15 protein-coding genes are annotated in these 23,038 nt (G+C 73.5%); 4 read left to right on the forward strand and 11 right to left on the reverse strand.

Going from position 1 to position 23,038, the window contains the following annotated elements:
• Window positions 1–2: 2 nt before the first annotated feature.
• From rpsP to proS, 3 genes are all read right to left on the reverse strand, one after another.
• Complete coding sequence (rpsP, locus tag ACH4B3_RS00465; protein ID WP_398460492.1) at window positions 3–446, reverse strand: 30S ribosomal protein S16; 444 nt, start codon at window positions 444–446, stop codon at window positions 3–5.
• 553 nt (window positions 447–999) lie between these two features.
• Window positions 1,000–1,590 (reverse strand): hypothetical protein, encoded by a 591-nt coding sequence (locus tag ACH4B3_RS00470; RefSeq protein WP_398460493.1) that lies wholly within the window; start codon window positions 1,588–1,590, stop codon window positions 1,000–1,002.
• A 222-nt stretch (window positions 1,591–1,812) separates the two neighbouring features.
• Window positions 1,813–3,228: a proline--tRNA ligase gene (gene proS, locus ACH4B3_RS00475; RefSeq protein ID WP_398460494.1), complete on the reverse strand. Its 1,416-nt coding sequence runs from the start codon at window positions 3,226–3,228 to the stop codon at window positions 1,813–1,815.
• 177 nt (window positions 3,229–3,405) lie between these two features.
• Between proS and ACH4B3_RS00480 the strand changes: the two genes are divergently transcribed.
• Window positions 3,406–4,272 (forward strand): methyltransferase domain-containing protein, encoded by an 867-nt coding sequence (locus tag ACH4B3_RS00480; protein WP_398460495.1) that lies wholly within the window; start codon window positions 3,406–3,408, stop codon window positions 4,270–4,272.
• Between the two features lie 79 nt (window positions 4,273–4,351).
• Here the strand turns inward: ACH4B3_RS00480 and ffh are convergent, their stop codons facing one another.
• From ffh to ACH4B3_RS00505, 5 genes are all read right to left on the reverse strand, one after another.
• Complete coding sequence (ffh, locus tag ACH4B3_RS00485; protein ID WP_398460496.1) at window positions 4,352–5,908, reverse strand: signal recognition particle protein; 1,557 nt, start codon at window positions 5,906–5,908, stop codon at window positions 4,352–4,354.
• A gap of 76 nt (window positions 5,909–5,984) precedes the next feature.
• Window positions 5,985–8,504, reverse strand: a complete 2,520-nt coding sequence (locus ACH4B3_RS00490; protein ID WP_398460497.1) for a [protein-PII] uridylyltransferase — start codon at window positions 8,502–8,504, stop codon at window positions 5,985–5,987.
• Window positions 8,505–8,705: 201 nt separating this feature from the next.
• Window positions 8,706–9,044, reverse strand: a complete 339-nt coding sequence (locus ACH4B3_RS00495; protein ID WP_398460498.1) for a P-II family nitrogen regulator — start codon at window positions 9,042–9,044, stop codon at window positions 8,706–8,708.
• Window positions 9,041–10,333 (reverse strand): ammonium transporter, encoded by a 1,293-nt coding sequence (locus ACH4B3_RS00500; RefSeq protein WP_398460499.1) that lies wholly within the window; start codon window positions 10,331–10,333, stop codon window positions 9,041–9,043. Before ACH4B3_RS00500 ends, ACH4B3_RS00495 begins: the two co-directional genes overlap by 4 nt.
• Before the next feature lie 358 nt (window positions 10,334–10,691).
• A complete protein-coding gene (locus ACH4B3_RS00505) occupies window positions 10,692–12,176 on the reverse strand; it encodes a hypothetical protein (protein WP_398460500.1) in 1,485 nt (494 codons plus the stop codon).
• A 469-nt stretch (window positions 12,177–12,645) separates the two neighbouring features.
• Here ACH4B3_RS00505 and ACH4B3_RS00510 point away from each other — a divergent pair, with 469 nt between their 5' ends.
• On the forward strand, window positions 12,646–13,329 hold the full coding sequence (locus ACH4B3_RS00510) for a bifunctional DNA primase/polymerase (protein ID WP_398460501.1): 684 nt from the start codon (window positions 12,646–12,648) through the stop codon (window positions 13,327–13,329).
• Window positions 13,330–13,580: 251 nt separating this feature from the next.
• Here ACH4B3_RS00510 and ftsY read toward each other — a convergent pair whose 3' ends face one another.
• Complete coding sequence (gene ftsY / locus ACH4B3_RS00515; RefSeq protein WP_398460502.1) at window positions 13,581–14,801, reverse strand: signal recognition particle-docking protein FtsY; 1,221 nt, start codon at window positions 14,799–14,801, stop codon at window positions 13,581–13,583.
• Between the two features lie 216 nt (window positions 14,802–15,017).
• Here ftsY and ACH4B3_RS00520 point away from each other — a divergent pair, with 216 nt between their 5' ends.
• Window positions 15,018–16,502: a purine-cytosine permease family protein gene (locus tag ACH4B3_RS00520; RefSeq protein WP_398460503.1), complete on the forward strand. Its 1,485-nt coding sequence runs from the start codon at window positions 15,018–15,020 to the stop codon at window positions 16,500–16,502.
• 148 nt (window positions 16,503–16,650) lie between these two features.
• Entirely contained in the window at window positions 16,651–17,646 is a 996-nt protein-coding gene (locus ACH4B3_RS00525; protein ID WP_398460504.1) for an LLM class flavin-dependent oxidoreductase, read from the forward strand.
• 20 nt (window positions 17,647–17,666) lie between these two features.
• Here the strand turns inward: ACH4B3_RS00525 and ACH4B3_RS00530 are convergent, their stop codons facing one another.
• A complete protein-coding gene (locus ACH4B3_RS00530) occupies window positions 17,667–19,094 on the reverse strand; it encodes a sugar porter family MFS transporter (RefSeq protein WP_398460505.1) in 1,428 nt (475 codons plus the stop codon).
• Window positions 19,095–19,387: 293 nt separating this feature from the next.
• Entirely contained in the window at window positions 19,388–22,978 is a 3,591-nt protein-coding gene (smc, locus tag ACH4B3_RS00535; protein WP_398460506.1) for a chromosome segregation protein SMC, read from the reverse strand.
• Window positions 22,979–23,038 lie beyond the last annotated feature (60 nt).

A 23,038-nucleotide genomic window follows, 5' to 3' on the forward strand; every position in this document is an offset into this window, starting at 1 on the left:
CCTCAGGCCTCGGTCGACTCGGTGGACTCGGTGGCCTCGGCCGCCTCGTCCGCCTTCTTCTCCGACTTCTTCGCCTTCTGGGTGATCGCCTCACCCTTCGGCTCGTCGCCGGCGTCCTTGGCCGCGGCCTCGAAGAGGGCACGCTTGTCGGCCTTCGGCTCGGCGACCTTCAGCGGCGCCGGGGCCGGCAGACCCTTGAACTTCTGCCAGTCGCCGGTGAGCTTCAGGATGGCGAGAACCGGCTCGGTCGGCTGCGCGCCGACACCCAGCCAGTACTGGGCGCGCTCGGAGTCCACCTCGATGCGCGAGGGGTTCTGCACCGGGTGGTACAGGCCGATCTCCTCGATGGCCCGGCCGTCACGGCGGGTGCGGGAGTCGGCGATGACGATGCGGTAGTGAGGCGAACGGATCTTGCCCAGACGCTTCAGCTTGATCTTGACTGCCACGGAAGTGGTGTCTCCTGGTCTTGACGTGGGTGGGCACGGGCGGGATGCCACGTGGGGTTGCGGTACCCGAGTGCCCGATGGACGCGTCAGCCGGAGGAGAGAGGGGTCCTGTTCGGCTGTCGAGTACAGCTGACCATTGTGCCACACCGGGTCGGCGCCCCCGTACGCCGTGCGCCTCGGCCGGAGGTGCGGCGGGGCTGGGCCCGGCGGGACGGAGCAGCGCGGGGCGGGACGGGGCGGGACGGAGCAGCGCCGGACGGAGCACGGAACGGAAAGCGGGACGGAGCACGGCGGGACGGAACGGAGCGGGGACGGGGCGCAGCGCGGCGGAGCGGGGCGGACGACGGGGCCGTGCGCGGGCATGCCGGAGACGGACCTGGCGCGGCCGCGTTCCGGGCGGGACGGCGCGCGCGAACCGCCGGCTGCGGCCGCGATCGGCGGCCGGCGGTGAACTCCCGGGAACCTGGCCGCGGAGCCTGCGGCAGCCCGCAACCCGTACCGGGCTGCCGCAGGCTCAGCGGCGGTTGTCAGGATTCGGCGGTGGTGTCAGGACTCAGGCGGCGCGTGCGGCCTCCGGGATGCGGAACGGCTTTCCGCATCCTCCGCACATGATCGGCGCCTGGGCGAGGACCGACGGCACGACCCGTACGTTCCGCCCGCACTCGCACACCGCCTTCACCCGCACCCCGCCGCCCGAGGAGCCGTGCCGTGCGGCCGGGCCCCGGAAGGTGCGGGCGGTGTCCGCGGTGGTGGCGACCGAGTGTGCCTTGAGTGCGCGCTGGAGCCGTTCGATCGTCGGCCGGTACCGCTTTCTCGCCTCGGCGCTGAGCGTGACCAGGGAGAAACCGCTGCTGGGGTGCGGCTCCTCGACGTGGTCCAGGCCCAGCTCCTCGGCGATCGCCAGGAACCGGCGGTTGTGGTAGCGGCCGGCGCGAGAGGTGTCGCGGACACCGCGAGCGGCCGCGATGCCGTGGACCGCCTCGTGCAGCAGCCTTTCGAAGGAGAGCTCCGATCCGCAGGCGGAGGAGGACTCACCGATCAGGGATTCGGGCGCGGCGAGATCCGGCAGCTCGGAGTGGTGCCGTTGAATATCGGCCCACGCCTGTGCCAGCTCCGCGGCGAGAACAGGTGGTGTCGTGCTCACGTCGTGACAACGACCCAGGAGCGCTTTGCGTTCCGATTCCGGGCCATCTCAAATATTTTGCACTTACCAGTCAGTTAACGCTGATGCGTCCTGACGAGGGCGGGTACGCAGATCTGCGGATGCAAGCCCCAGCCCCCGCCAAGACGGCATCTACCGGTCCGTAGGGTGCCGGGGAAGCCGGACCCGCGCCTCCCGGCGCGGGCCCTCCGGCGGACCGGTGCGTCAGTAGGCGCGGGCCACGATGGCGACGTTACCGGGCGCGTCGTCGGCGTCCGGAACCGACCCGTCCGCGGCGACCAGACACCGCACCGACACCGCCTGCTCGGCCAGCTTGGCCTCGCCCTCCGGGCCGAGGTCGGCCCACGGGATACGGGCCCAGCCACCGGCGTTGGCCGCCTCGCCCGCCTCGCCGATGGTCCGCACGTCGGTGGTGCGGGCCTCCCGGCGCTCCCGCGACTGCCGGAGCAGCAGCGCCTGGTCCTCTTCCAGGAACTTCGGCAGCAGCTCGGCCAGCGCGTCGATGTGCACCGGCTCCTTGCCGCCGGGGATCCGGCGGGCGACCATCGCGGTACCGGCCTCCAGGTCGCGCGGCCCCACCTCGATCCGCACCGGTACGCCCTTGAGCTCCCAGTCCACCGCCCGGCGGCCGAACGGGGTGTCGGTCCGGTCGTCGACCTGCACCCGGATCCCGGCGGCGGCCAGGGCCGCGCCGATCTCCCGCACCTTGGCGACCACCGCGTCGTCGCCCTTGATGGCGAGCACCACGGCCTGCACATGGGCCAGCCGCGGCGGCACCCGCAGCCCGTTGTCGTCACCGTGGGACATGATCAGGCCGCCGACCATCCGGGTGGAGACGCCCCAGGAGGTCTGCCAGACCAGCTCCTGCCGGCCGTCCTTGGACAGGTACTGGGTGTTGAACGCGCGGGCGAAGTTCTGGCCCAGCTCGTGGCTGGTGCCCATCTGCAGCGCCTTGCCGTCGCCCATCATCCCTTCGAGGGTGAGCGTGTTGATGGCGCCCGCGAAGCGCTCCTTGGCCGTCTTGCGGCCCAGGACCACGTCGATGCCGAGCACGTTGACCATGAAATCGGCGTAGACGTCCCGGTGGATGCGGGCGGCGTAGTCGCGTGCCTCCTCGTAACCGGCGTGCGCGGTGTGGCCCTCCTGCCAGAGGAACTCGCTGGTGCGCAGGAAGACCCGGGGGCGCATCTCCCAGCGGACCACGTTCGCCCACTGGTTGATCAGCAGGGGCAGGTCGCGGTAGCTCTGCACCCACTTGGAGAAGTACTCGTTGATGATGGTCTCGGAGGTGGGCCGGACCACGACCGGCTCCTCCAGCTCCTTGCCGCCGCCGTGCGTGACCACCGCCAGCTCCGGGGCGAAGCCCTCGACGTGCTCCGCCTCCCGGGTCAGGTAGGACTGCGGGATGAACAGCGGGAAGTACGCGTTCGCCGCGCCCGCCGCCTTGATCCGCGCGTCCATCTCCTGCTGCATCCGCTCCCACAGGCCGTAGCCGTACGGTCGGATGACCATCGTGCCGCGCACCGGGCCGTTGTCGGCCAGCTCGGCCTTGGTGATCAGATCCTGGTACCAGCGCGGGAAGTCGTCCGCCTGGGGGGTGAGAACGGGAGCCTTTGCCATGGCGCCGATCGTACGGCGGCGCGCCGTGGAACCGTGAATCGGGCGGGTGCGCGGTCCGCTCCGGCGCGACCTCTGGACGCCGGGGGTGATGCGCAGTTCCCTGGCTTACGGGCCCTCGGCCCGGCACGGGGGAAGGAAGTGGAACCGGCACCGAAATCGGCGGATTGGGGCGCATCGATGACACCCACGCTCGTCCAGCGGAACAACCGGCACCGTATCCCCTCACCCACCACCGACCCGCGCGCCCGCGTCCGCGACTGGGCCGAGATCCAGGAACGCATGCTGGTACCGCTGTACGAGGCGGTCTACGCACGGCTCGGTATCGGGCCCGGGACGCATCTGCTCGGGCTGGGCTGCGGTTCCGGGCTGGCGCTGCTGATGGCCGCCGCCCGCGGTGCCCGGGTGGCCGGGACCGACCCGGACGAGCGGCGGCTCGCGCTCGCGCGTGACCGGCTCGCGCGCCGCGGGGCGGGGCACGGCCCCGGCGGCGGACCCGCGGTGCGGCTGTCCGCCGCGGCGCCCGCCGGAGTGCGCGACCCGCACGGCGCGCCGTTCACCGTGGTGACCGACTTCGAGCTGCCCGGGGTCCCCGGCGCCGGCCGCCCGGCCGCGCCGTCCTCGGCGGACCGGCTGCGCCGGGCGCGGGCCCTCACCGTGACCGGCGGCGCCGTGGTGCTGGCGGGCTGGGGTCCGCCGGAGCGGTGCGCCACCGCGTCGGTGCTGCGGGTGGCGGCGCGGCTGGCCGACCCGATGTGCGCGCCCGCCCGCTGGCGTCCGAGCGGCCGGGACGACCTGGAGCTGCTGGCCGAGCGGGCGGGGCTGCGGCCGGACGGCTCCGGCCGGGTGGCCTGCCCGTTCGGCTACGCCGACCAGGAGAGCGCGGTGCGCGGCCTGTTGTCGACCGGCTGGTTCGACGCCGCGGAACGGGCCACCGACACGGCGCAGGTGCGCAAGGAGGTGGCCGAGGCGCTGCACCCGCACCGCCGGCCGGACGGCACCGTCTGGATGCCGAACGTCCTGCGGTACCTCATCGCGCGGGTGTGAGCGGCGCGCCCGGGCGCCGGTAAAGGACAGCGGCGGGCGGCGCGCCTTCCGCGCGCCGCCCGCCGTCACCGCCCCTCGGTCACTTCGGGGGCAGGATGTCCTTGAACTCCTGCGGCAGTTCGAAGGAGCCCGGGTCCTGGCCCGCGCCGGGCAGCCCGAAGGCGCCGCCCTGGGCCGCGGCCTTGCGCTGGGCCGCCTCCTGCTCCTGCTGCGCCCGCTTCAGCGGGTTGCCGGAGCGCTGCTTGCCCTTGACCTTCTTCTGCTGCTTGCCCTTGCGCTTGGCACCGCCACCGCCCATGCCCGGCATGCCCGGCATCCCCGGCATGCCGCCGCCCTGGGCCATTCGCGACATCATCTTGCGGGCCTCGAAGAAGCGCTCCACGAGGTTCTTCACCGCGCTGACGTCCACGCCGGAGCCCTTGGCGATACGGGCGCGGCGGGAGCCGTTGATGATGGTCGGGTCCTGCCGCTCGCCGGGCGTCATCGACTTGATGATCGCGGCGGTGCGGTCGACGTCGCGCTCGTCGAGGTTGTTGATCTGCTCCTTGATCTGCCCCATGCCGGGCAGCATCCCGAGCAGCTTGGAGATCGAGCCCATCTTCCGGACCTGCTCCATCTGGGCCAGGAAGTCGTCGAGGGTGAACTCCTTGGGGCCCTTCGCCAGCTTGGCCGCCATCTTCTCGGCCTCGGCCTGGCTGAAGGTCTGCTCGGCCTTCTCGATCAGGCTGAGCATGTCGCCCATGCCCAGGATGCGGGACGCCATGCGGTCCGGGTGGAACGCGTCGAAGTCGTCCAGCTTCTCGCCGTTGGAGGCGAACATGATCTGGCGGCCGGTGACGTGCGCGATCGACAGCGCGGCGCCACCGCGAGCGTCGCCGTCGAGCTTGGAGAGCACCACGCCGTCGAAGCCGACGCCGTCGCGGAACGCCTCGGCGGTGTTCACCGCGTCCTGGCCGATCATGGCGTCGACGACGAAGAGGACCTCGTCCGGGCGGACCGCGTCGCGGATGTCCGCGGCCTGCTGCATCAGCTCCTGGTCGATGCCGAGGCGGCCCGCGGTGTCGACGATGACGATGTCGTGGACCTTGGTCCTGGCGTGCTCGATCGAGTCCTTGGCGACCTGCACCGGGTCGCCGACGCCGTTGCCCGGCTCGGGGGCGTAGACCGCGACCCCGGCCCGCTCGGCGACCACGGCCAGCTGGTTGACGGCGTTGGGGCGCTGGAGGTCACAGGCGACCAGCAGCGGGCTGTGCCCCTGCCCCTTCAGCCAGCGGCCCAGCTTTCCGGCGAGCGTGGTCTTACCGGCACCCTGCAGACCCGCGAGCATGATTACGGTCGGCGGCTGCTTGGCGAAGCGGAGCCGGCGGGTCTCGCCGCCGAGGATGCCGATCAGCTCCTCGTTGACGATCTTGATGACCTGCTGGGCCGGGTTCAGGGCCTGGGAGACCTCGGCGCCGGCCGCCCGTTCCTTGACCTGCTTGATGAACGCCCGGACGACCGGCAGCGCCACGTCCGCCTCGAGCAGGGCGATGCGGATCTCGCGTGCCGTGGCGTCGATGTCCGCCTCGGACAGGCGGCCCTTGCCCCGGAGGTTCTTGAATGTCGCTGCGAGGCGGTCGGAGAGGGTATCGAACACGGTGGTCGCGAATCCTTCGGTCGGATGTCGGGTCGGTGGTCGGCCTCCAAGGGTATCGGGCCGCGCGGGGAATGCGTCACCGCAAGGCGTCCTCGGTCGTCCTGGCCACGGCGGCGGCCTCCGCGCCGGTCAGCCGGGCCCCGTCCCCGCGTGTGACGTAGAAGGCGTCGACCGCGTTCGCGCCCAGCGTGCTGACGTGCGCGCTGCGCACCGCCACGCCCGCCGCCTCCAGCGCGGCGCCGATCCGGTGCAGCAGCCCCGGGGCGTCCTGGGCGCGCACCTCGATGACGGTGGCGAGCTGGGAGCCGCCGGGGGCGACGGTGACCCGCGGTGGCGGCGCGTGCACGCCCCGGCGGCGCGGGTACTTCGCGTACGCCGCCTCCCGTTCGGCGAGCCGGGCCGCTATGTCGAGCGAGCCGTCCAGGGCGCGCAGCAGGTCCTCGCGGAGCCGGGCGGCCTGCGGCAGCGAGCCGTACTCGGCGGCGACCCGCCAGTCGAGCAGCAGCACCCCGCCCGGCCGGCCGGAGGCGGCGATCTCCCGGGGTGGTTCCACGGCGTGCAGGTCGGCGGCGCGTACGGTCAGCCGGTGCAGGGCGAGCACGCCGGCCGCGGCGGCCAGGACGCCCGGCTGGTCGGGGACGGCGATGAGGAGTTCGACGCCGATCGGCTCGGGCTCCTCCGGGTGCCGCTCCGGCCCGTCCCCGCCCACCGGCGGTTCGGCCTGGGCGTGCAGCGCCAGCACGGGTCCGCCGGTGCGCCATGCCTCGACCGCGAGCCGTTCCTGTTCGGCGGTCGGCGCCCCGCGCGCGGCCCGTTCCGGCCCGGGGTCCCCGGCGAGCTGGGCGGCGACCCGTGCCACGAGGTCGGCGACGAGCGAGCCGCGCCAGCTGCTCCAGGCGGCGGGGCCGGTGGCGAGCGCGTCGGCCTCGGTGAGCGCGTGCAGCAGTTCCAGGGTGGCGGTGGTGCCGACGGCCGCGGCCACCGACCGCACGGTCGCCGGGTCGTCCAGGTCGCGGCGGGTGGCGGTCTCCACGAGCAGCAGGTGGTGGCGGACCAGGGTGGCCAGCACGGCGACGTCGGCGCGGTCGAATCCGATCCGCGCGGCGAGGTCGCGGGCGATGGTCTCGCCGGCCACCGAGTGGTCCCCGGGCCGGCCCTTGCCGATGTCGTGCAGCAGGGCGGCGACCAGCAGCAGGTCGGGGCGGCTGACCCGGCGGGTGAGCGCGGCGGCCCGCACCGCCGTCTCCACCAGGTGCCGGTCGACGGTCCAGCGGTGGACCGGGTTGCGCTGCGGGCGGCAGCGGACCCGCTCCCAGTCCGGCAGCAGCCGGGTGATCAGCCCCTCGGCCTCCAGCGCCTCCCACACCGGGACGGTGGATTCGCCGGCGCCGAGCAGGGTCACCAGCTGGTCCCGGGCCTCCGGCGGCCAGGGGACGGGCAGCGGGCGCACCGCCGCGGCGGCGGCGAACTGCCGGACCGCGTGCCGGGACAGCGGCAGCCCGGCCTGGGCGGCCGCGGCCGCGGCGCGCAGCGCCAGTACCGGGTCCCGTTCGGGGCGGGCGGTCCGGGCCACCACCACCTCGCCGTCCTGTTCCACCACGCCGTCGGCGAGCGGACGGCGCCCGGCCCCGGCGTCCGGGCCGCCGCCGGCCCCGCGCCCGCCGAAGGGGCGCGGGCGGGAGGCCCCCAGCAGGCCGCGCAGCCGCGGCCGGGCGGTGCGGGCCCGCAGCACCCGGCCGACCTCGCGCCAGGTGACGTCGCCGGCGTAGGCGACGGTCCGGGCCGATTCGTAGACCTCGCGCAGCAGGGTGTCGGCGTCGAGCAGGCCGAGTTCCCGGGCGACCTGGTCCTGTTCCTGCAGGGCGAGCCGGTCGGTGGCGCGCCCGGTGGCGAGGTGGAGGGCGTCCCGGGTGTCCAGCAGCCGGCGGCGGGCCTCCTCCAGTCCGTCGCGCGGGGCGTCGGCCAGCCAGGAGGCGGCGACGGCGCGCAGGGCGGTGGCGTCCCGGAGGCCGCCGTGCGCCTCCTTCAGGTCCGGTTCCAGCAGGAAGGGCAGTTCGCCGTGCCGCCGGGCCCGCTCCTGGCAGAGTTCGCGCAGCTCCGGGAGGCGGCGGGGGGCCTGGGCGCGCCAGTCGGCGAGGACCGTGCCGCGCAGCGCCGCGGTCAGCGCCGCGTCGCCCGCGATGTGCCGGGCGTCGAGCAGCCCGAGGTGGGCCCTGAGGTCCTCGCCGGCGGTCTTCCGGGCCTGTTCCGGGGTGCGGACCGAGTGGTCCAGGGCCAGACCCTGGTCCCAGACCGGGTACCAGACACGGTCGGCGACGGCGGCGAGCGCCTCCGGGCTCCCGGTGCCGTCGTGGAGCAGCAGGACGTCCAGGTCGCTGCGGGGGGAGAGTTCGCCGCGGCCGTAGCCGCCGACGGCCACCAGGGCGACGCCGGGCGCCGTGCCGAGCAGCCCGGCGAGCCAGTGGTCGGTGAGCCGGGCGAGTGCCGCGCGGCGCGGCGCTCCGGGCGCCTCCTCGGCGAGCAGGCGCAGCCGGGCGGCCGCGTGGTCGCCGGGCTCCGCGTCGGGGGTCCGGTCCGTGGTGACGCCGTCGGTCAACTCGGGTCTCCCTGGTCGGGGAAGGCGGCGGTGCCGCCGTCCGTCCGATCGGCCGGTGGGGTCCGCCGGTGGCGGCCGGGGGCGGCGGGCTGCGGCGGGTGTCCCGCCGCCGAGGCGGGGCGGCCGCGGGCGGTGGCCGGGGCGGCCCGGCGGCGGGGTGGGCGGCGGCGGGTTCCGGCCGGTGCCGGAGCCCGCCGGCGGTCACAGCGCGTCGGGTCCGCGTTCGCCGGTCCGCACCCGGACCGCCGTCTCCACGGGGACGCTCCACACCTTTCCGTCGCCGATCTTCCCGGTGCGGGCGGCCTTGACGACGACCTCGATGAGGTCGTGCGCGTCGTCGTCCTCCACCAGCACCTCGATCCGGACCTTGGGCACCAGGTCGACGGTGTACTCGGCGCCCCGGTAGACCTCGGTGTGGCCGCGCTGCCGTCCGTACCCGCTGGCCTCCGTGACGGTCAGGCCCTGTACGCCGAAGGCCTGCAGCGCTTCCTTGATCTCGTCCAGCCGGTGCGGCTTGACGACGGCCGTGATGAGCTTCATGCGTCCACCTTCCTGGTGCGCGGCGTGGCCGCGGCGATCTCGTCCTTGCTGGGGGCGGGTGCCACCGTACGGCCGCTGGGCGCGCCGCCCACCGCGCTGAGGTCGTACGCGGTCTCCGCGTGGAACGCCTGGTCCACGCCGCTGAGCTCGTCGTCCTCGGTGGCCCGGAAGCCGATGGTGGCGTCGACCAGCTTGGCGAGGAGCCAGGAGACGACGAAGGAGAAGGCCATCACCGAGAAGGCGCCGACCGCCTGCTTGCCGAGCTGCTCCAGGCCGCCGACGCCGTCGGTGGCCAGCACGCCGACCAGCAGGGTGCCGATCACACCGCCGACCAGGTGCACGCCGACGACGTCGAGGGAGTCGTCGTAGCCGAGCTTGTACTTCCAGCTCACCGCCCAGGAGCAGGCGACACCGGCGACCAGCCCGATGGCGATGGCGCCGAAGGCGTTGACGGCGGCGCCGGAGGGGGTGATGGCGACCAGGCCGGCGACGGCACCGGAGGCGGCGCCCAGCGTGGTGAACGCGCCGTGCCGGACGCGCTCGTAGGCGAGCCAGCCGAGCATCGCGGCGCCGGTGGCGACCTGGGTGTTGAAGGCCATGTTGGCGGCGGTGCCGTTGGCGGCGAGCGCGGATCCGGCGTTGAAGCCGAACCAGCCGAACCACAGCAGCGCGGCGCCGAGCATCACCAGCGGCAGGCTGTGCGGACGCATCGGGTCCTTCTTGAAGCCGATCCGCTTGCCGACCACCAGGACGGCGGCGAGGGCGCCGATACCGGCGTTGATGTGGACCGCGGTGCCGCCGGCGAAGTCGATGACCTCCAGCTTGAACAGCCAGCCGTCGGCCTGCCACACCCAGTGCGCCACCGGGAAGTAGACGACGCTGACCCACAGGGTGATGAACAGCGCCCAGGCGCTGAACTTCACCCGGTCCGCGAGGGCGCCGCTCATCAGGGCGGGGGTGATGACGGCGAACATCAGCTGGAAGAGGGCGAAGGCGAGGACCGGGATGCCTTCCTTGCCGCCGGTCAGCGTCTCGGGCTCGATGCCCTTGAGTCCGATGTGGTCGAGGTTGCCCAGCAGCCCGCCGCCGATGTCGTCACCGAAGGTGAGCGAGTAGCCGAAGAGCACCCACAGCACGCTGACGATGCCCAGCGAGATGAAGGACATCATGAGCATGTTGAGGGCGCTCTTGACCCTCACCATGCCGCCGTAGAAGAAAGCCAGGCCGGGTGTCATCAGCATCACGAGCGCGGCACTGATCAGTACGAATGCGGTATCTGCGCCATTCAATGTCGACGTCTCCTCGGGAACTGCGGCCCGTGCGGGAGGGAGCGGGGGTGGGCCGGTTTTCGCCACGAGATTGACGCAGGGGGATTTCAGTCGATGCCGCTCGGTGTTTCGCCGCAGTGACGAAGCACACCGGGGTGTTACGGGCGGATGAACCGCCGGAGCGGGCCGCCCCCGTGCCGTTACCGTGCCGCAACCCTCGCCGCCGCGGGCGGCGGTGGGGCCGCGGGGAGGCGTGGGACCGGCCGCGGCGAGCACCCTGGTGACCTGGCGTGAGGGAGCCGAGTCGGGCGTATCGGGGTGTTCGCCGCGGCCGGGGTCGCGGGGTGGTGGCAGGTGGCGGGCGGCAGCCGGGGGCCGGTCAGACCGCCAGGGCTTCGGCGGAGTCGGGCATCTGCTGGGCGAGCCGTTCGCCGAGGTCGACGACGGCGGGCACGTCGCCGTGGTCGCGGACGGCGGTACTGACGGTCTTCCGCAGCCGGTTGTTGACCCGCTCCGAGCGGATCCGCCTGGCCAGCGGCAGGGCCTGGCCGGCGAGGTCGGCGGCCTGTTCCGGCTCGCGCTGGAGCAGGTGGACGGTGGCCATGCCGATCAGGTTGAGCGCATACGACCGGTGGTGGCCGTTCTCCTGCTTCGCCTCGGCGCCGAACAGGTCGACGGCCCGCTGCATGAACGGGGTGGCGAGGTTCGCGTAGGTGGGGCTGCGGCCCGCGACGTAGGCGAGGTCGCGGAAGGAGTGGGCGTTCTCCGCGTTCAGCTCGGCCTCGGAGAAGAAGCCGATCCAGTCCGGGTCCTCGTCGCCCTGGGCGCACTCGCCGAACGCGTCCTCGGCCATCCGCACCGCGCGGTGGCACTTGCTGGGCTGGCCGATGTTGGCGTAGGCCCGGGCCTCCATCGCATACAGCATCGCCTGGGTGCGGGCGGTGGCGCTCTCCCGGCTGCCGTACTGCGCGAGGTGGATGAGTTCCAGGGCGTCGTCGGGCCGGCCGAGATGGATCATCTGGCGGCTCATGTTGGAGAGGATGTACGAGCCCAGCGGCCGGTTGCCGGCCTCCTTGGCGGCGTGCAGGGCCAGCACGAAGTACTTCTGGGCGGTGGGCTGCATGCCGATGTCGTAACTCATCCAGCCGGCCAGCTCGGCCAGCTCGGCGGCGACGGTGAACAGCCGCTTGGCGATGTCCGGGTGGTGGCTCTCCTGGAGCAGGTCGGTCACCTCGTGGAGTTGGCCGACGACCGCCTTGCGGCGCAGGCCGCCGCCGCACTGGGCGTCCCACTGCCGGAACATCACGGCGGTCGCCTCCAGCAGCTCCAGCTCCGGCCGGGAGAGCCGGGCCGGGCGGCGGGAGCGTTCGGTCTCGGTCCGCGCCGGGACCGCGCCCGGGGGGGTGGGGGCCAGCCAGCGCTGCATGGGTTCGACCAGGGACGGGCCCGCGGCCAGGGCCAGCGAGGAGCCGAGGAAGCCGCGGCGGGCCAGCATCAGGTCGCTGCGGGAGAACTCGCTGAGCAGCGACACGGTCTGCGGTCCGGCCCAGGGCAGGTCCACCCCGGAGTCGGACGGCGACTGGTGGGCCGGGCGCAGCCCGAGGTCCTCGATGCCGACCACGCACCCGAAGCGTTCGGAGAACAGCTCGGAGAGGATGCGCGGGATGGGCTCGCGCGGCTGCTCGCCGTCGAGCCAGCGGCGCACCCGGGAGGTGTCGGTGCTGACGTGATGGGCGCCCAACTGCCGTGCCCTGCGGTTCACCTGGCGTGCGAGCTCGCCCTTGGACCAGCCGCTGCGCACGAACCACGACCCCAACGAAGCGTTGGGGCGCTTGTCAGCGCTTCCGCCGTTGCCGCCGCTCACGGGAACGCCCCCATTCCACGAATGTTTCTTGATTGGCCATCAGAATGCCTTCCACGGTGGCCAGTTGTCGCCCGGCGGACCGGTTTCGAGCCACCCGGTGGACGTGTCCGCCGAAGCTCCGCACCGCCTGCGGCAGGCCCGTCCGCCACGGACGGCATCCCCTGCTTGTGCACCGAAAGTAACCCCCTGATCACTGTCGGGGCGACGCGCTTCGAGGAAACGCCACCATTCGCCACCCCTTCGAATGAACTGCTGTCACGGTTCACACGATTCACTTGACGGAGGGCGATCAGGAAACGGGTGCGCGGCCGGAACCCACCCCTGCGTGGACCGGGGACGGCCGGGGGCGCGCACGCCGCGACACACCACCCCGCGTGCCGCGTCACACCTCCGCCATCAGGTGGCGACTCAGCGTGTCCGGGGAACTCCGGGTCGTAACCATCGACGAAGGCGACCCGTTGGAGGGGGCATGGGCTTCACGATCGGCGGCATCCGCGGCATCCTCGACAAGCCGTCCGGCCCGCGACGCCGCGGCCGGGCATCCGACGCCATCACCGTGGCGGAGTACACCGGCCTGTGGGGGTGGGACGTGGTACCCGGGGCGCGGGCGGTGCGCCGGCCGGGGGCCGGCCGCGGCGAGTGCTCCTGCGGCGACGTCCGGTGCCCGGCGCCGGGTGCGCACCCGCTGGCCTTCGCCGCCGCGGTGCCCGCCGGGACCGCCTGGGACGACGCGGTGGCGGCCTGGGCCGAGGTGCCGGGCGCGGCGGTACTGCTGCCGGTGGGTACCGCCTTCGACGTCCTGGAGGTGGCCGAGCGGGTCGGCCGCTGCGCGCTGGTCCGGCTGGAGCGGATGGGCCTGCCGGTGGGCCCGGTGACGGTCACGCCGCACGGCCGCGCCCAGTTCTTCGTCGCCCCCGGCGCCGCGGGCGAGCTGCCCGGACTGCTGTACCGCATGGGCTGGGACGGCGCCGACCTCGATCTGCGCTGCCTGGGCCCGGGGGACCACGTGACGGCGCCGCCCTCCGATCTGGGCGGCTTCGGGCCGGTGCGCTGGCTGCGCCCGCCGGCGCTGGACACCGCGGCGTGCCCGCCGGAGGCCCGGCTGCTGCTGGGCACCCTCGCCTACGTCTGCCAGCGCTCCGCCGCGGCGTAGCCCCCGCTCCCCCGCCGGCCGTCCCTGACCGGCCGGGCGCACCGCCGCTCGGCCACCGAGCGGACCGGACCCGGCGGGGGGCGATGCTGGCGCCGCGCGCCGTGAGATCCGGCGGTTCCGCCGGTGCCGGGGTGCGGACACGACAACGCTCGGCCGGGGTTCTCCGGCCGAGCGTTGTCGTGCCCTCGGTCCGCGGTCCGGACGAACCGGCCGCGGGTCGGCGGCCGCCGGTGGACCGGCGGCCGCCGCGGTCAGCCTTCGATCAGCGCGTCGACGAACGCCTCGGGCTCGAACGGCGCCAGGTCGTCCGCGCCCTCGCCCAGGCCCACCAGCTTCACTGGTACGCCCAGGTCGCGCTGGACCGCGATCACGATGCCGCCCTTGGCGGTGCCGTCCAGCTTGGTGAGCACGATGCCGGTGATGTCCACCACCTCGGCGAAGACCCGCGCCTGCACCAGACCGTTCTGGCCGGTGGTGGCGTCCAGTACCAGCAGCACCTCGTCCACCGTGCCGTGCTTCTCCACGACCCGCTTGACCTTGCCCAGCTCGTCCATCAGACCGGTCTTGGTGTGCAGCCGGCCGGCGGTGTCGATGAGCACCACGTCGGCGCTCTCCGCGATGCCCTCCTTGACCGCGTCGAAGGCGATGGAGGCGGGGTCGCCGCCCTCGGGGCCGCGGACGGTGCGGGCACCGACCCGCTCGCCCCAGGTCTGCAGCTGGTCGGCGGCGGCGGCGCGGAAGGTGTCGGCGGCGCCCAGCACCACGGACTTGCCGTCCGCGACCAGGACGCGCGCCAGCTTGCCGGTGGTGGTGGTCTTGCCGGTGCCGTTGACTCCGACGACCATGACGACGCCCGGCTTCTCCTCGCCGTCCGGGCCCACACCGCTCTCGGTGTGCACGGTGCGGTCGGCCTCGGTGCCGATGAGCAGCAGCAGTTCCTCGCGGAGCAGGCCGCGCAGCTCCTCCGGGGTGCGGGTGCCGAGGACCTTGACGCGCTCGCGCAGCCGCTCCACCAGCTCCTGGGTGGGGGCCACGCCGACGTCGGCGGTGAGCAGGGTGTCCTCGATCTCCTCCCAGGTGTCCTCGTCGAGGTGTTCGCGGGACAGGAGCGTGAGCAGGCCCTTGCCGAGCGTGTTCTGGGAGCGGGCGAGCCGGGCGCGCAGCCGGATCAGCCGGCCGGCCGTCGGCTCGGGGATCTCGATCGCCGGCGCCTCGGGCTCGGCGGGCGCGGGGGCCGGGGCGGGCGGCGCCTGGGTCGCCGGGAGGTCCACCTCTTCGATGGTCCGGCGCGGTTCCTCGCGCGGGGTTTCGGCCTCCTCGCCGACGTGCGGCTCGGCGGGCGGCGCGGTGACGGACGGACTGCTCGGCGGGGTCGGCGGCAGTTGCTTCTTCTTGCGGCTGCTGACGACGAGCCCGCTGATCGCGGCGAGCGCGACCACAGCGATGGCTACAGCAAGGATGACGAATTCCATAACCCTCTCAGTATCAGCCACGTCCCGGGAATTGTGCCGCCGCCCGGGATGCGGGCTTTTGGCGGTGAGGACCAAAGCCTCTAATGGGCCAAAGTTGGAGCTAAGTACGATGGTGTGCGGCTATGCGACGCGCGTAGAGTCCTCGCGGTCGCCTGGTCGGCCTTCCCGGCCACGCGCTCACCTCCCCTGCCCCACCCCGCACGGAGCCCCACCCTCATGGATCACTCCCCCGCCACCACCGCCACGGCCCCCGCCGACGGCGACGGCGCTCTCGAGACCCGAGGCATCGAACCGGTACCGGACCACGAGCGGCACGGAAGAGCACGTGAGCTGTTCCCGACCTGGGTCGCCGCCAACATCAGTGTGCTGCTGCTCACCATGGGCGCCGGACTGGTGGTGTTCAACGGGCTGAGCCTGTGGCAGGTGCTGGTGGTCGGCCTGTGCGCCGCCGCCGTCTCCTACGGCATGGTCGGCCTGGTGTCGCTCGCCGGCAAGTGGGGCGGCGCGCCCGGGCTGATGCTCTCCCGCGCCACCTTCGGCATACGCGGCAACTACTTCCCCGGCATGATCCTGTGGGTCGCCCGGTTCGGCTGGGAGACGATCAACGCGGTCACCGGCGCGTACGCGATGCTGACCGTGCTGAAGCTGCTGTTCGGCGTGGAGAGCAGCACCCCGCTGATCGTGGTCACCCTCTTCGCCTTCGTCGCCTGCACCTTCCTGGTCAGCGGAATGGGCCGGAAGGTCCTGGCGGTCTGCAACAAGTGGTCGACCTATCTGTTCGGCGCGTTCACCGTCCTGGTCCTGGGCTACCTGATCGCCAAGGTCGACTGGGACCAGGTCTTCTCCCGCCCCTCCGGCAGCACCTCGATGCTGATCGCGGGCATCGGGACGATCGCGGCCGGCGGCCTGAGCTGGGTGCCCTCCGGCCCCGACTTCACCCGCTACCTGCCGCGCCGCACCAGCGGCCGCGCGATCGTGGGCACCACGGTCTCCGGCGCCGCCATCGTGGTCGTGCCGATGGTCCTGATGGGCGCCGTGATGGCGGCGGTCAACCCCGACCTGGCCTCCACCCCGGACCCGGTGTCCTTCCTGGGCGAGGTGCTGCCGGGCTGGCTGGCGGTGCCGTACCTGGTCACGGCGCTGGTGGGGATGCTGCTGATCAACAGCCTGTCGATGTACTCGGCCGGGTTCACCGCGCAGACGATGGGCGTGAAGCTGCCGCGCGCGATGGCGGTGAGCGTCAACGCGATCATCAGCCTGGTCGGCGGCCTGGTCCTGATGCTGGTGGCCAAGAGCTTCCAGGCCTCCTTCATCACCTTCCTGACGCTGCTCGCGGTCTCCTTCTCCGCCTGGATCGGGGTGTTCATGGTGGACATGGCACGCCGGCGCGGGCGGGCCGAGCGGTACGACGCCGAGGCGCTGACCGACACCGGCCGTGGCAGCCGCTACTGGTACCGCGGCGGCTTCTGCTGGCAGGCGATGACCGCCTGGCTCACGGCGCTGGGCACCGGCCTGTGCTTCACCCGGACCGACTGGTTCTCCGGGCCGCTCGCCGACACCTGGATCGGGCGGAACGGCCTGGGCTGGGCGGCGACGATCGTGATCGCCGCGGTGGTCTTCGCGGCGCTCCCGGCGGCCCGGGAGAGCGCCGCCGCGGACCGCGACGCGACCGCCGCGCGGGAACCGGCCCGGGTCGGCTGACCGCCGGGTACCGGCCAGGCCGGGGCCGGGCGCGGACCGGTGCCCGGCCGGCCCCGGCCGAGATGGCGCCGCGCACTCTGGCCAGCTGACAGTACGTCAACTACCGTCCCCTCCACCGGACTCACCTCACGGTGGAGGGGGCGTCGTCATGCCTGTCACGGTCCTTCGGTTCAATCTCGTCGACCCGCACGCGGATCGCCAGTCACTCGCCCGGCGCTACGGCGCGGCCCTGGAGATGGCGGCCTACGCGGACCAGCGCGGCATCACCGCGGTCCAGACCGAGGAGCACCACGGGGTGGCGGGCGGCTGGCTGCCCTCCCCGCTGACCTTCGCGGGAGCGGTGCTCGGCGCCACCCGGACGGTGACCGTCACGGTCTGCGCCCTGATCACCGCGCTCTACGACCCGCTGCGGCTGGCCGAGGACATCGCGGTACTCGATCTCACCGGCGGCGGACGGCTGGTGACCGTCGCCGGGATCGGACAACGGCCGCAGGAGTACGCCTCGCACGGCAAGGACTGGTCGCGGCGCGGAGCGTTGCAGGACGAGGCGCTGGAGACGCTGCTGGCGGCCTGGTCGGGCAGACCCTTCGCCTACCACGGGCGCACCGTGCGGATCACCCCGCGCCCGTACAGCCGGCCGCATCCGCCGCTGCTGGTGGGCGGCAGCTCGCGCGCCGCGGCCCGCCGGGCGGCCCGGCTGGGACTGCCGTTCCTGCCCAGCGCGCACCTGCCGGCGCTGGAGACCTACTACCACGCCCGCCGGGCGGAGTACGGCACCGAGGGCTGGTGCCTGATGCCCGCGCCGCGCACCGTGCTGCTGCACGTGGCCGACGACCCGGACCGGGTGTGGGCCGAGTACGGCCGGCATCTGCTGCACGAGGCGCGCTCCTGCGCCCCGGGGCGGCCGGCCGGGGCCCGGTCGGCGGCCGCCGACACCGCGGCGTTGCGCCGCGAGGGGGTCTTCCGCGTGCTGACACCGGAGCAGTGCGTGGCGTTCGTCAACGCCGAGGGGCAGCGCACCGGCCTGGTGCTGCACCCGCTGTGCGGCGGGATGCCGGTGGCGGAGGGGCAGCGGTCGCTGCGGCTGTTCGCGGAAAGGGTGCTGCCCCGGCTCGCGACGCGAACCGGGGCAGCGACCGCTTGAGGAGACGGCCGGCGGGGGGGTCAGCCCATCTCCTCCAACGCCTTGCCCTTGGTCTCCGGCACCCACTTGAGGATGAACGGGACGGAGAGCGCGGCGAAGACCGTGTACATGATGTAGGTCGCCGACAGGTTCCACTCGGAGAGGCTGGGGAAGCTCGCGGTGATCGCCCAGTTGGCCACCCACTGGGCCGACGCCGCGACGCCCAGGGCGGCGGCGCGGATCCGGTTGGGGAACATCTCGCCGAGCAGGACCCAGACCACCACACCCCAGGAGAGGGCGAAGAAGAGGACGAAGAAGTGGGCCGCGACCAGGGCCACGGTGCCCTCGGTGTCCGGCAGCACCACGTTGTCGCCCGAGCCGGTCCTGGCCGAGAAGGCCCAGGCGACCAGGGCCAGCGACGCGGCCATGCCGACCGAGCCGATGAGGGCGAGCGGCTTGCGGCCGATCCGGTCCACGAAGATCATCGCGATCACGGTGCCGAGGATGTTCACGATCGAGGTGGTGAACGAGTAGAAGAAGGAGCTGCTCGGGTCCACGCCCACCGACTGCCACAGCGTGGAGGAGTAGTAGAACGCCACGTTGATGCCGACGAGCTGCTGGAAGACCGAGAGGCCGATACCGATCCAGACGATCGGCAGCAGGCCGAAGCGGCCGCCCAGCAGGTCCTTGAAGGTCGACTTGTGCTCGCTGCGCATCGCCTGCTCGATCTCGGCGACCCGGGCGTCCAGGTCGGTCCCCGGGCCCTCCACGTCGGCGAGCACCGCGCGGGCCCGGTCGACCTTGCCCGCGGAGATCAGGAAGCGGGGCGACTCGGGGATGGCGAAGGAGAGCAGCCCGTACAGGACGGCCGGGACGACCATGACGCCGAGCATCCACTGCCAGGCCTCCAGGCCGGCGATCTCACCGCGCTGGTCCCCGTCGGCGAGGTTGAGGATGCCCCAGTTGACCAGCTGGGAGATGGCGATGCCGATGACGATCGCGGCCTGCTGGAAGGAGGCGAGCCGACCGCGGTAGGCGGGTGGCGCGACCTCGGCGATGTAGGCCGGGCCGATGACCGAGGCCATGCCGATGCCGATGCCTCCGAGCACCCGCCACATGGCCAGGTCCCACAGGGCGAACGGCACCGCGGAGCCGACGGCGCTGACGGTGAACAGCACCGCGGCGATCCGCATCACCTGGATCCGGCCGATGCGGTCGGCGAGCCGGCCGGCGGTGGCGGCGCCGATCGCGGAGCCGATCAGGGCGATGGCCACGACCTGGGCGAGGGCCGCGGAGCCGATGTCGTAGCGGTCGCGGACGGCCTCGACCGCACCGTTGATCACCGAGCTGTCGTATCCGAAGAGGAAACCGCCCATCGCTGCGGCGGCGGTGATGAAGATGACATGGCCGAGGTGGTCCGTCGGGGCCTTCTGGCCCGCGGGCTCCTGCGCCGTCGCGGAGGTCGTCAACGTGTACTCCTGTGGCCCGGCAGCGCTGCCGGGCGTCGAGGCCGGTCCTTCGGGTGGTGCGCCGACTGCTGATCGGCTGCCCGGTGAACCGCCGGTCCACGCATGGCTGATCGCCCCGGCACCACTTGAAGGTAAAAGCAACGTTGCAGAGACTATGCCTTCAAGTTTCGAAGTCAATACCCTGTGACGAAGAAGTACCCCCGCCTGGAGGCGAGGGTCGATTACAAGAAGTGAAGATCTACTGTCCGGAGCCGACCGAGCGACGCCCGGGGGGCGGCCGGCCGGCCGCCCGGTCACCGCAGCCGCTGGCTGATGACCTTGGAGACCCCGTCCCCCTGCATGGAGACGCCGTACAGCGCGTCGGCGACCTCCATGGTCCGCTTCTGGTGGGTGATCACGATCAGCTGCGAACTCTCCTGCAGCTCCTCCATGATCCGGATCAGCCGCTGCAGGTTGGTGTCGTCCAGGGCCGCCTCCACCTCGTCCATCACGTAGAACGGACTGGGCCGGGCCTTGAAGATCGACACCAGCAGGGCCACCGCGGTCAGCGAGCGCTCGCCACCGGAGAGCAGCGACAGCCGCTTGACCTTCTTCCCCGGCGGACGGGCCTCCACATCCACGCCGGTGGCGAGCATGTTCCCCGGATCGGTGAGGATCAGCCGCCCCTCGCCGCCCGGGAACAGCCGCGAGAAGACCCCCTCGAACTCCCGCGCGGTGTCGTGGTACGCCTCGGTGAAGACCTGCTCGACCCGCTGGTCGACCTCCTTGACCACCTGGAGCAGGTCGGCGCGGGTCTTCTTCAGGTCCTCCAGCTGCTCGGTGAGGAACTTGTGCCGCTCCTCCAGCGCCGCGAACTCCTCCAGCGCCAGCGGGTTGACCTTGCCCAGCTGCTGGTACGCGCGCTCGGCCGCCTTCAGCCGCTTCTCCTGCTCGGCCCGGACGAACGGCACCGGCCGGTTCCGCCGATGCTCCGGATCCTCGGGCAGCGTCTCGCCCTCCACCGGCGGTGACGGGGGCACCGGCTGGTCCGGCCCGTACTCGGCGAGCAGCCCGGCCGGTTCGATGCCCAGCTCCTCCAGCGCCCTGGTCTCCAGCTGCTCGATCCGCAGCCGCTTCTCCGCACCCAGCACCTCCCCCCGGTGCACCGAGTCGGTCAGCTTGTCCAGCTCACCCGCCAGCTCACGGCCGTGGTTCCGCTCGGCGATCAGCTCCTGCTCGCGCTCGGTCCTGGCCCGCTCCGCGGTGTCCCGCTCGGTCTGCGCCCGTACCAGGGACACCTCCACATGGGCCAGCAGCTGCCGGGCACCGGCCGCCACCGCCGCCGCCACCTGCGCCTCGTGCCGCAGCCGGGCGCGCCGCTGCTCGGCGCGGGCCCGCGCCTCGCGCTCCGCCCGGGCCGCCCGGTCCAGGGAGTCGGCGCGCCCCGCGAGCCCCTTGACCCGCTCCTCGTGGGTACGCAGCTGGAGGCGGGCCTCCATCTCCGTCTGGCGGGCGTTGGCGCCGTCGGCGGCGAGCCGGTCCCGGGCGGAGGTGTCCGGCTCCTCCATGCCCCCGTCGCCGGCGGCCTGGTCCTGGGCCACCGCCAGCCGCTCGGCGAGCTCCTCGGCCTCCGCCCGGGCGGCCAGCAGCGCCTCCTCGGCACGCGCGACGGCCGCGGCGGTCCGCCCGGCCTCACCGGCGGCCGCCCGGGCCTGCCCGGCCAGCCGCCCCAGGGCCTGCGCGACCTGCGACTTCTCCCGGTCGGCGGCGCTGCGGCGAGCGGCCATCTCCTCCACCGCCGCCGCGCACTCGGCACGCCGGTCGGCGGCCGCCCGCCGGCCGGCCGCCAGTTCCTCGCACCGGACGGCCAGCTCCGCGAGGTCCGCCGCGGCCTCGTCGACCGACGCCTGCACCTCCAGCAGGCTGGGCGCACCGGCCGAGCCGCCGTGCGCGAAGTGGCCGCCGAGCAGGTCGCCCTCCGCGGTGACCGCCGTCAACTCCGGGTGCTCGGCGACCACTTTCTCGGCGTCCTCCAGGGTCTCCACCACCACGACGTCGCGGAGCAGCCGGCGGGCCGCGGCGGCCAGGCCGGGCGGCCCGCTCACCAGGTCCGCGGCGCGCGGCGGGCCGGCGCCGGGGACGGCCGGGGCGGCCGGTTCCCCCGGCGGCGTGTCCGGGGAACCGGCCGCGGCACCCAGCAGCAGCGCGGCCCGCCCGGCGTCCTGCTGCCGCAGCAGCCGCAGCGCGTCGGCGGCCGCGGCGGGGCCGGTGACGGCGACCGCGTCGGCCGCGGCCCCGAGGGCGGCGGCGACCGGCACCTCGTGCCCGGGGGCCACCGTCAGCAGCTCCGCCGCCGGGCCGAGCAGGCCGGTCAGCCGGTCGGCGGCGGCGAGCAGCGCTCCGGTGCCGTCCTTGCGGCGCAGGCCCAGGGCCAGCGCGTCGTGCCGGGCGGCGGTCGCGGCGCGCTCGCGTTCGGCGGTGGTGGCGGCCTCCCGCGCCGCCCCGAGTGCCGCATCGGCCTCGGCCAGCGCCCGCTTGGCCGACTCATGGCGGTCGGCCAGTTCCAGATCGCCGGCGTCGAGCCCGTCGACCTCGGCCTGCTGCCGCTCGTACTCCTCCTGGGCGTCGGCCGCGCGCTGCCGCGCCTCGTCGCGGGCCAGCACCAGCCGGTCGATCTCGGCCTGGGCGGACGCGGCCCTCCCCCGGGCGGCGGTGGCCTGGCCGCTGAGCCGGGCGATGCCCTCCCGCCGGTCGGCGATGGCACGGGCCGCGTCCTTGAGTCTCCGCTCCTCCTGGGCCAGCCGCCGTTCGAGTTCGGCCCGGTGCTCGACGGTGTCCTCCAGCGCCCGGCTCGCCGCCTCCAGGGCGGCCTCCAGCTCCGCCTCCTGCTCCCGGATCCGGGCCGCCTCGCGCTCCATGTCCTCCGGGTCGCGGCCGCGCCGCTCCTCCACGGGTGCGGAGGTGGCGCTGTGCACCCGGGCGTCGGCCAGGCTGATGGTGCCGCGCACCCGTTCGGCCAGCTGGGAGAGTTCGTACCAGGTCTGCTGGGCGTGCTGGAGCCTGGGCGTGAGCATCCGCACCTGCTCCTCCAGCGCGGCTTCCCGCTGCCGGGCCTCGCGCAGTTGCGCCTCCGCCGCCTCCTTGCGCCGTTTGAGGGCCGCCTCGTCGGCGATCTCCGCGCGCAGCGCCTCCCGCAGGGTCACCAGGTCGTCGGCGAGCAACCGCAGCCGGGCGTCGCGGAGATCCGCCTGGATCACCGCCGCGCGGCGGGCCACCGCGGCCTGCCGGCCGAGCGGTTTGAGCTGGCGGCGCAGCTCGTCGGTGAGGTCCTGGACGCGGGCCAGGTTCGCCTGCATCGCGTCCAGCTTCCGCAGCGCCTTCTCCTTGCGCTTGCGGTGCTTGAGGACGCCGGCCGCCTCCTCGATGAAGGCGCGGCGGCCCATCGGGTCGGCGTGGAGTACGGAGTCGAGCTGGCCCTGGCCGACGATGACGTGCATCTCGCGGCCGATGCCGGAGTCGGAGAGGAGCTCCTGGATGTCCAGCAGGCGGCAGGTGTCCCCGTTGATCTGGTACTCACTGCCGCCGTTGCGGAACATGATCCGCGTGATGGTGACTTCGGCGTACTCGATGGGCAGCGCGCCGTCGGAGTTGTCGATGGTCAGTGAGACCTCGGCCCGGCCCAGCGGGGGCCGGCCGGTGGTCCCGGCGAAGATGACGTCCTCCATCTTGCCGCCGCGCAGGGACTTCGCCCCCTGCTCGCCCATCACCCAGGAGAGCGCGTCCACGACATTGGACTTGCCCGACCCGTTGGGACCGACGACGCAGGTGATGCCCGGTTCGAAGCGGAGCGTCGTGGCGGAGGCGAAGGACTTGAAGCCTCTGAGGGTCAGGCTCTTGAGATGCACGCCGTCGGACTCTACTCCCTGGCTCCGACGCCTTTGATTCCGTCATCTTTTCGGTTTCGT

The sequence above is a fragment of the Streptomyces sp. NPDC018031 genome (assembly GCF_044327625.1).
Taxonomy (GTDB): Bacteria; Actinomycetota; Actinomycetes; order Streptomycetales; family Streptomycetaceae; genus Streptomyces.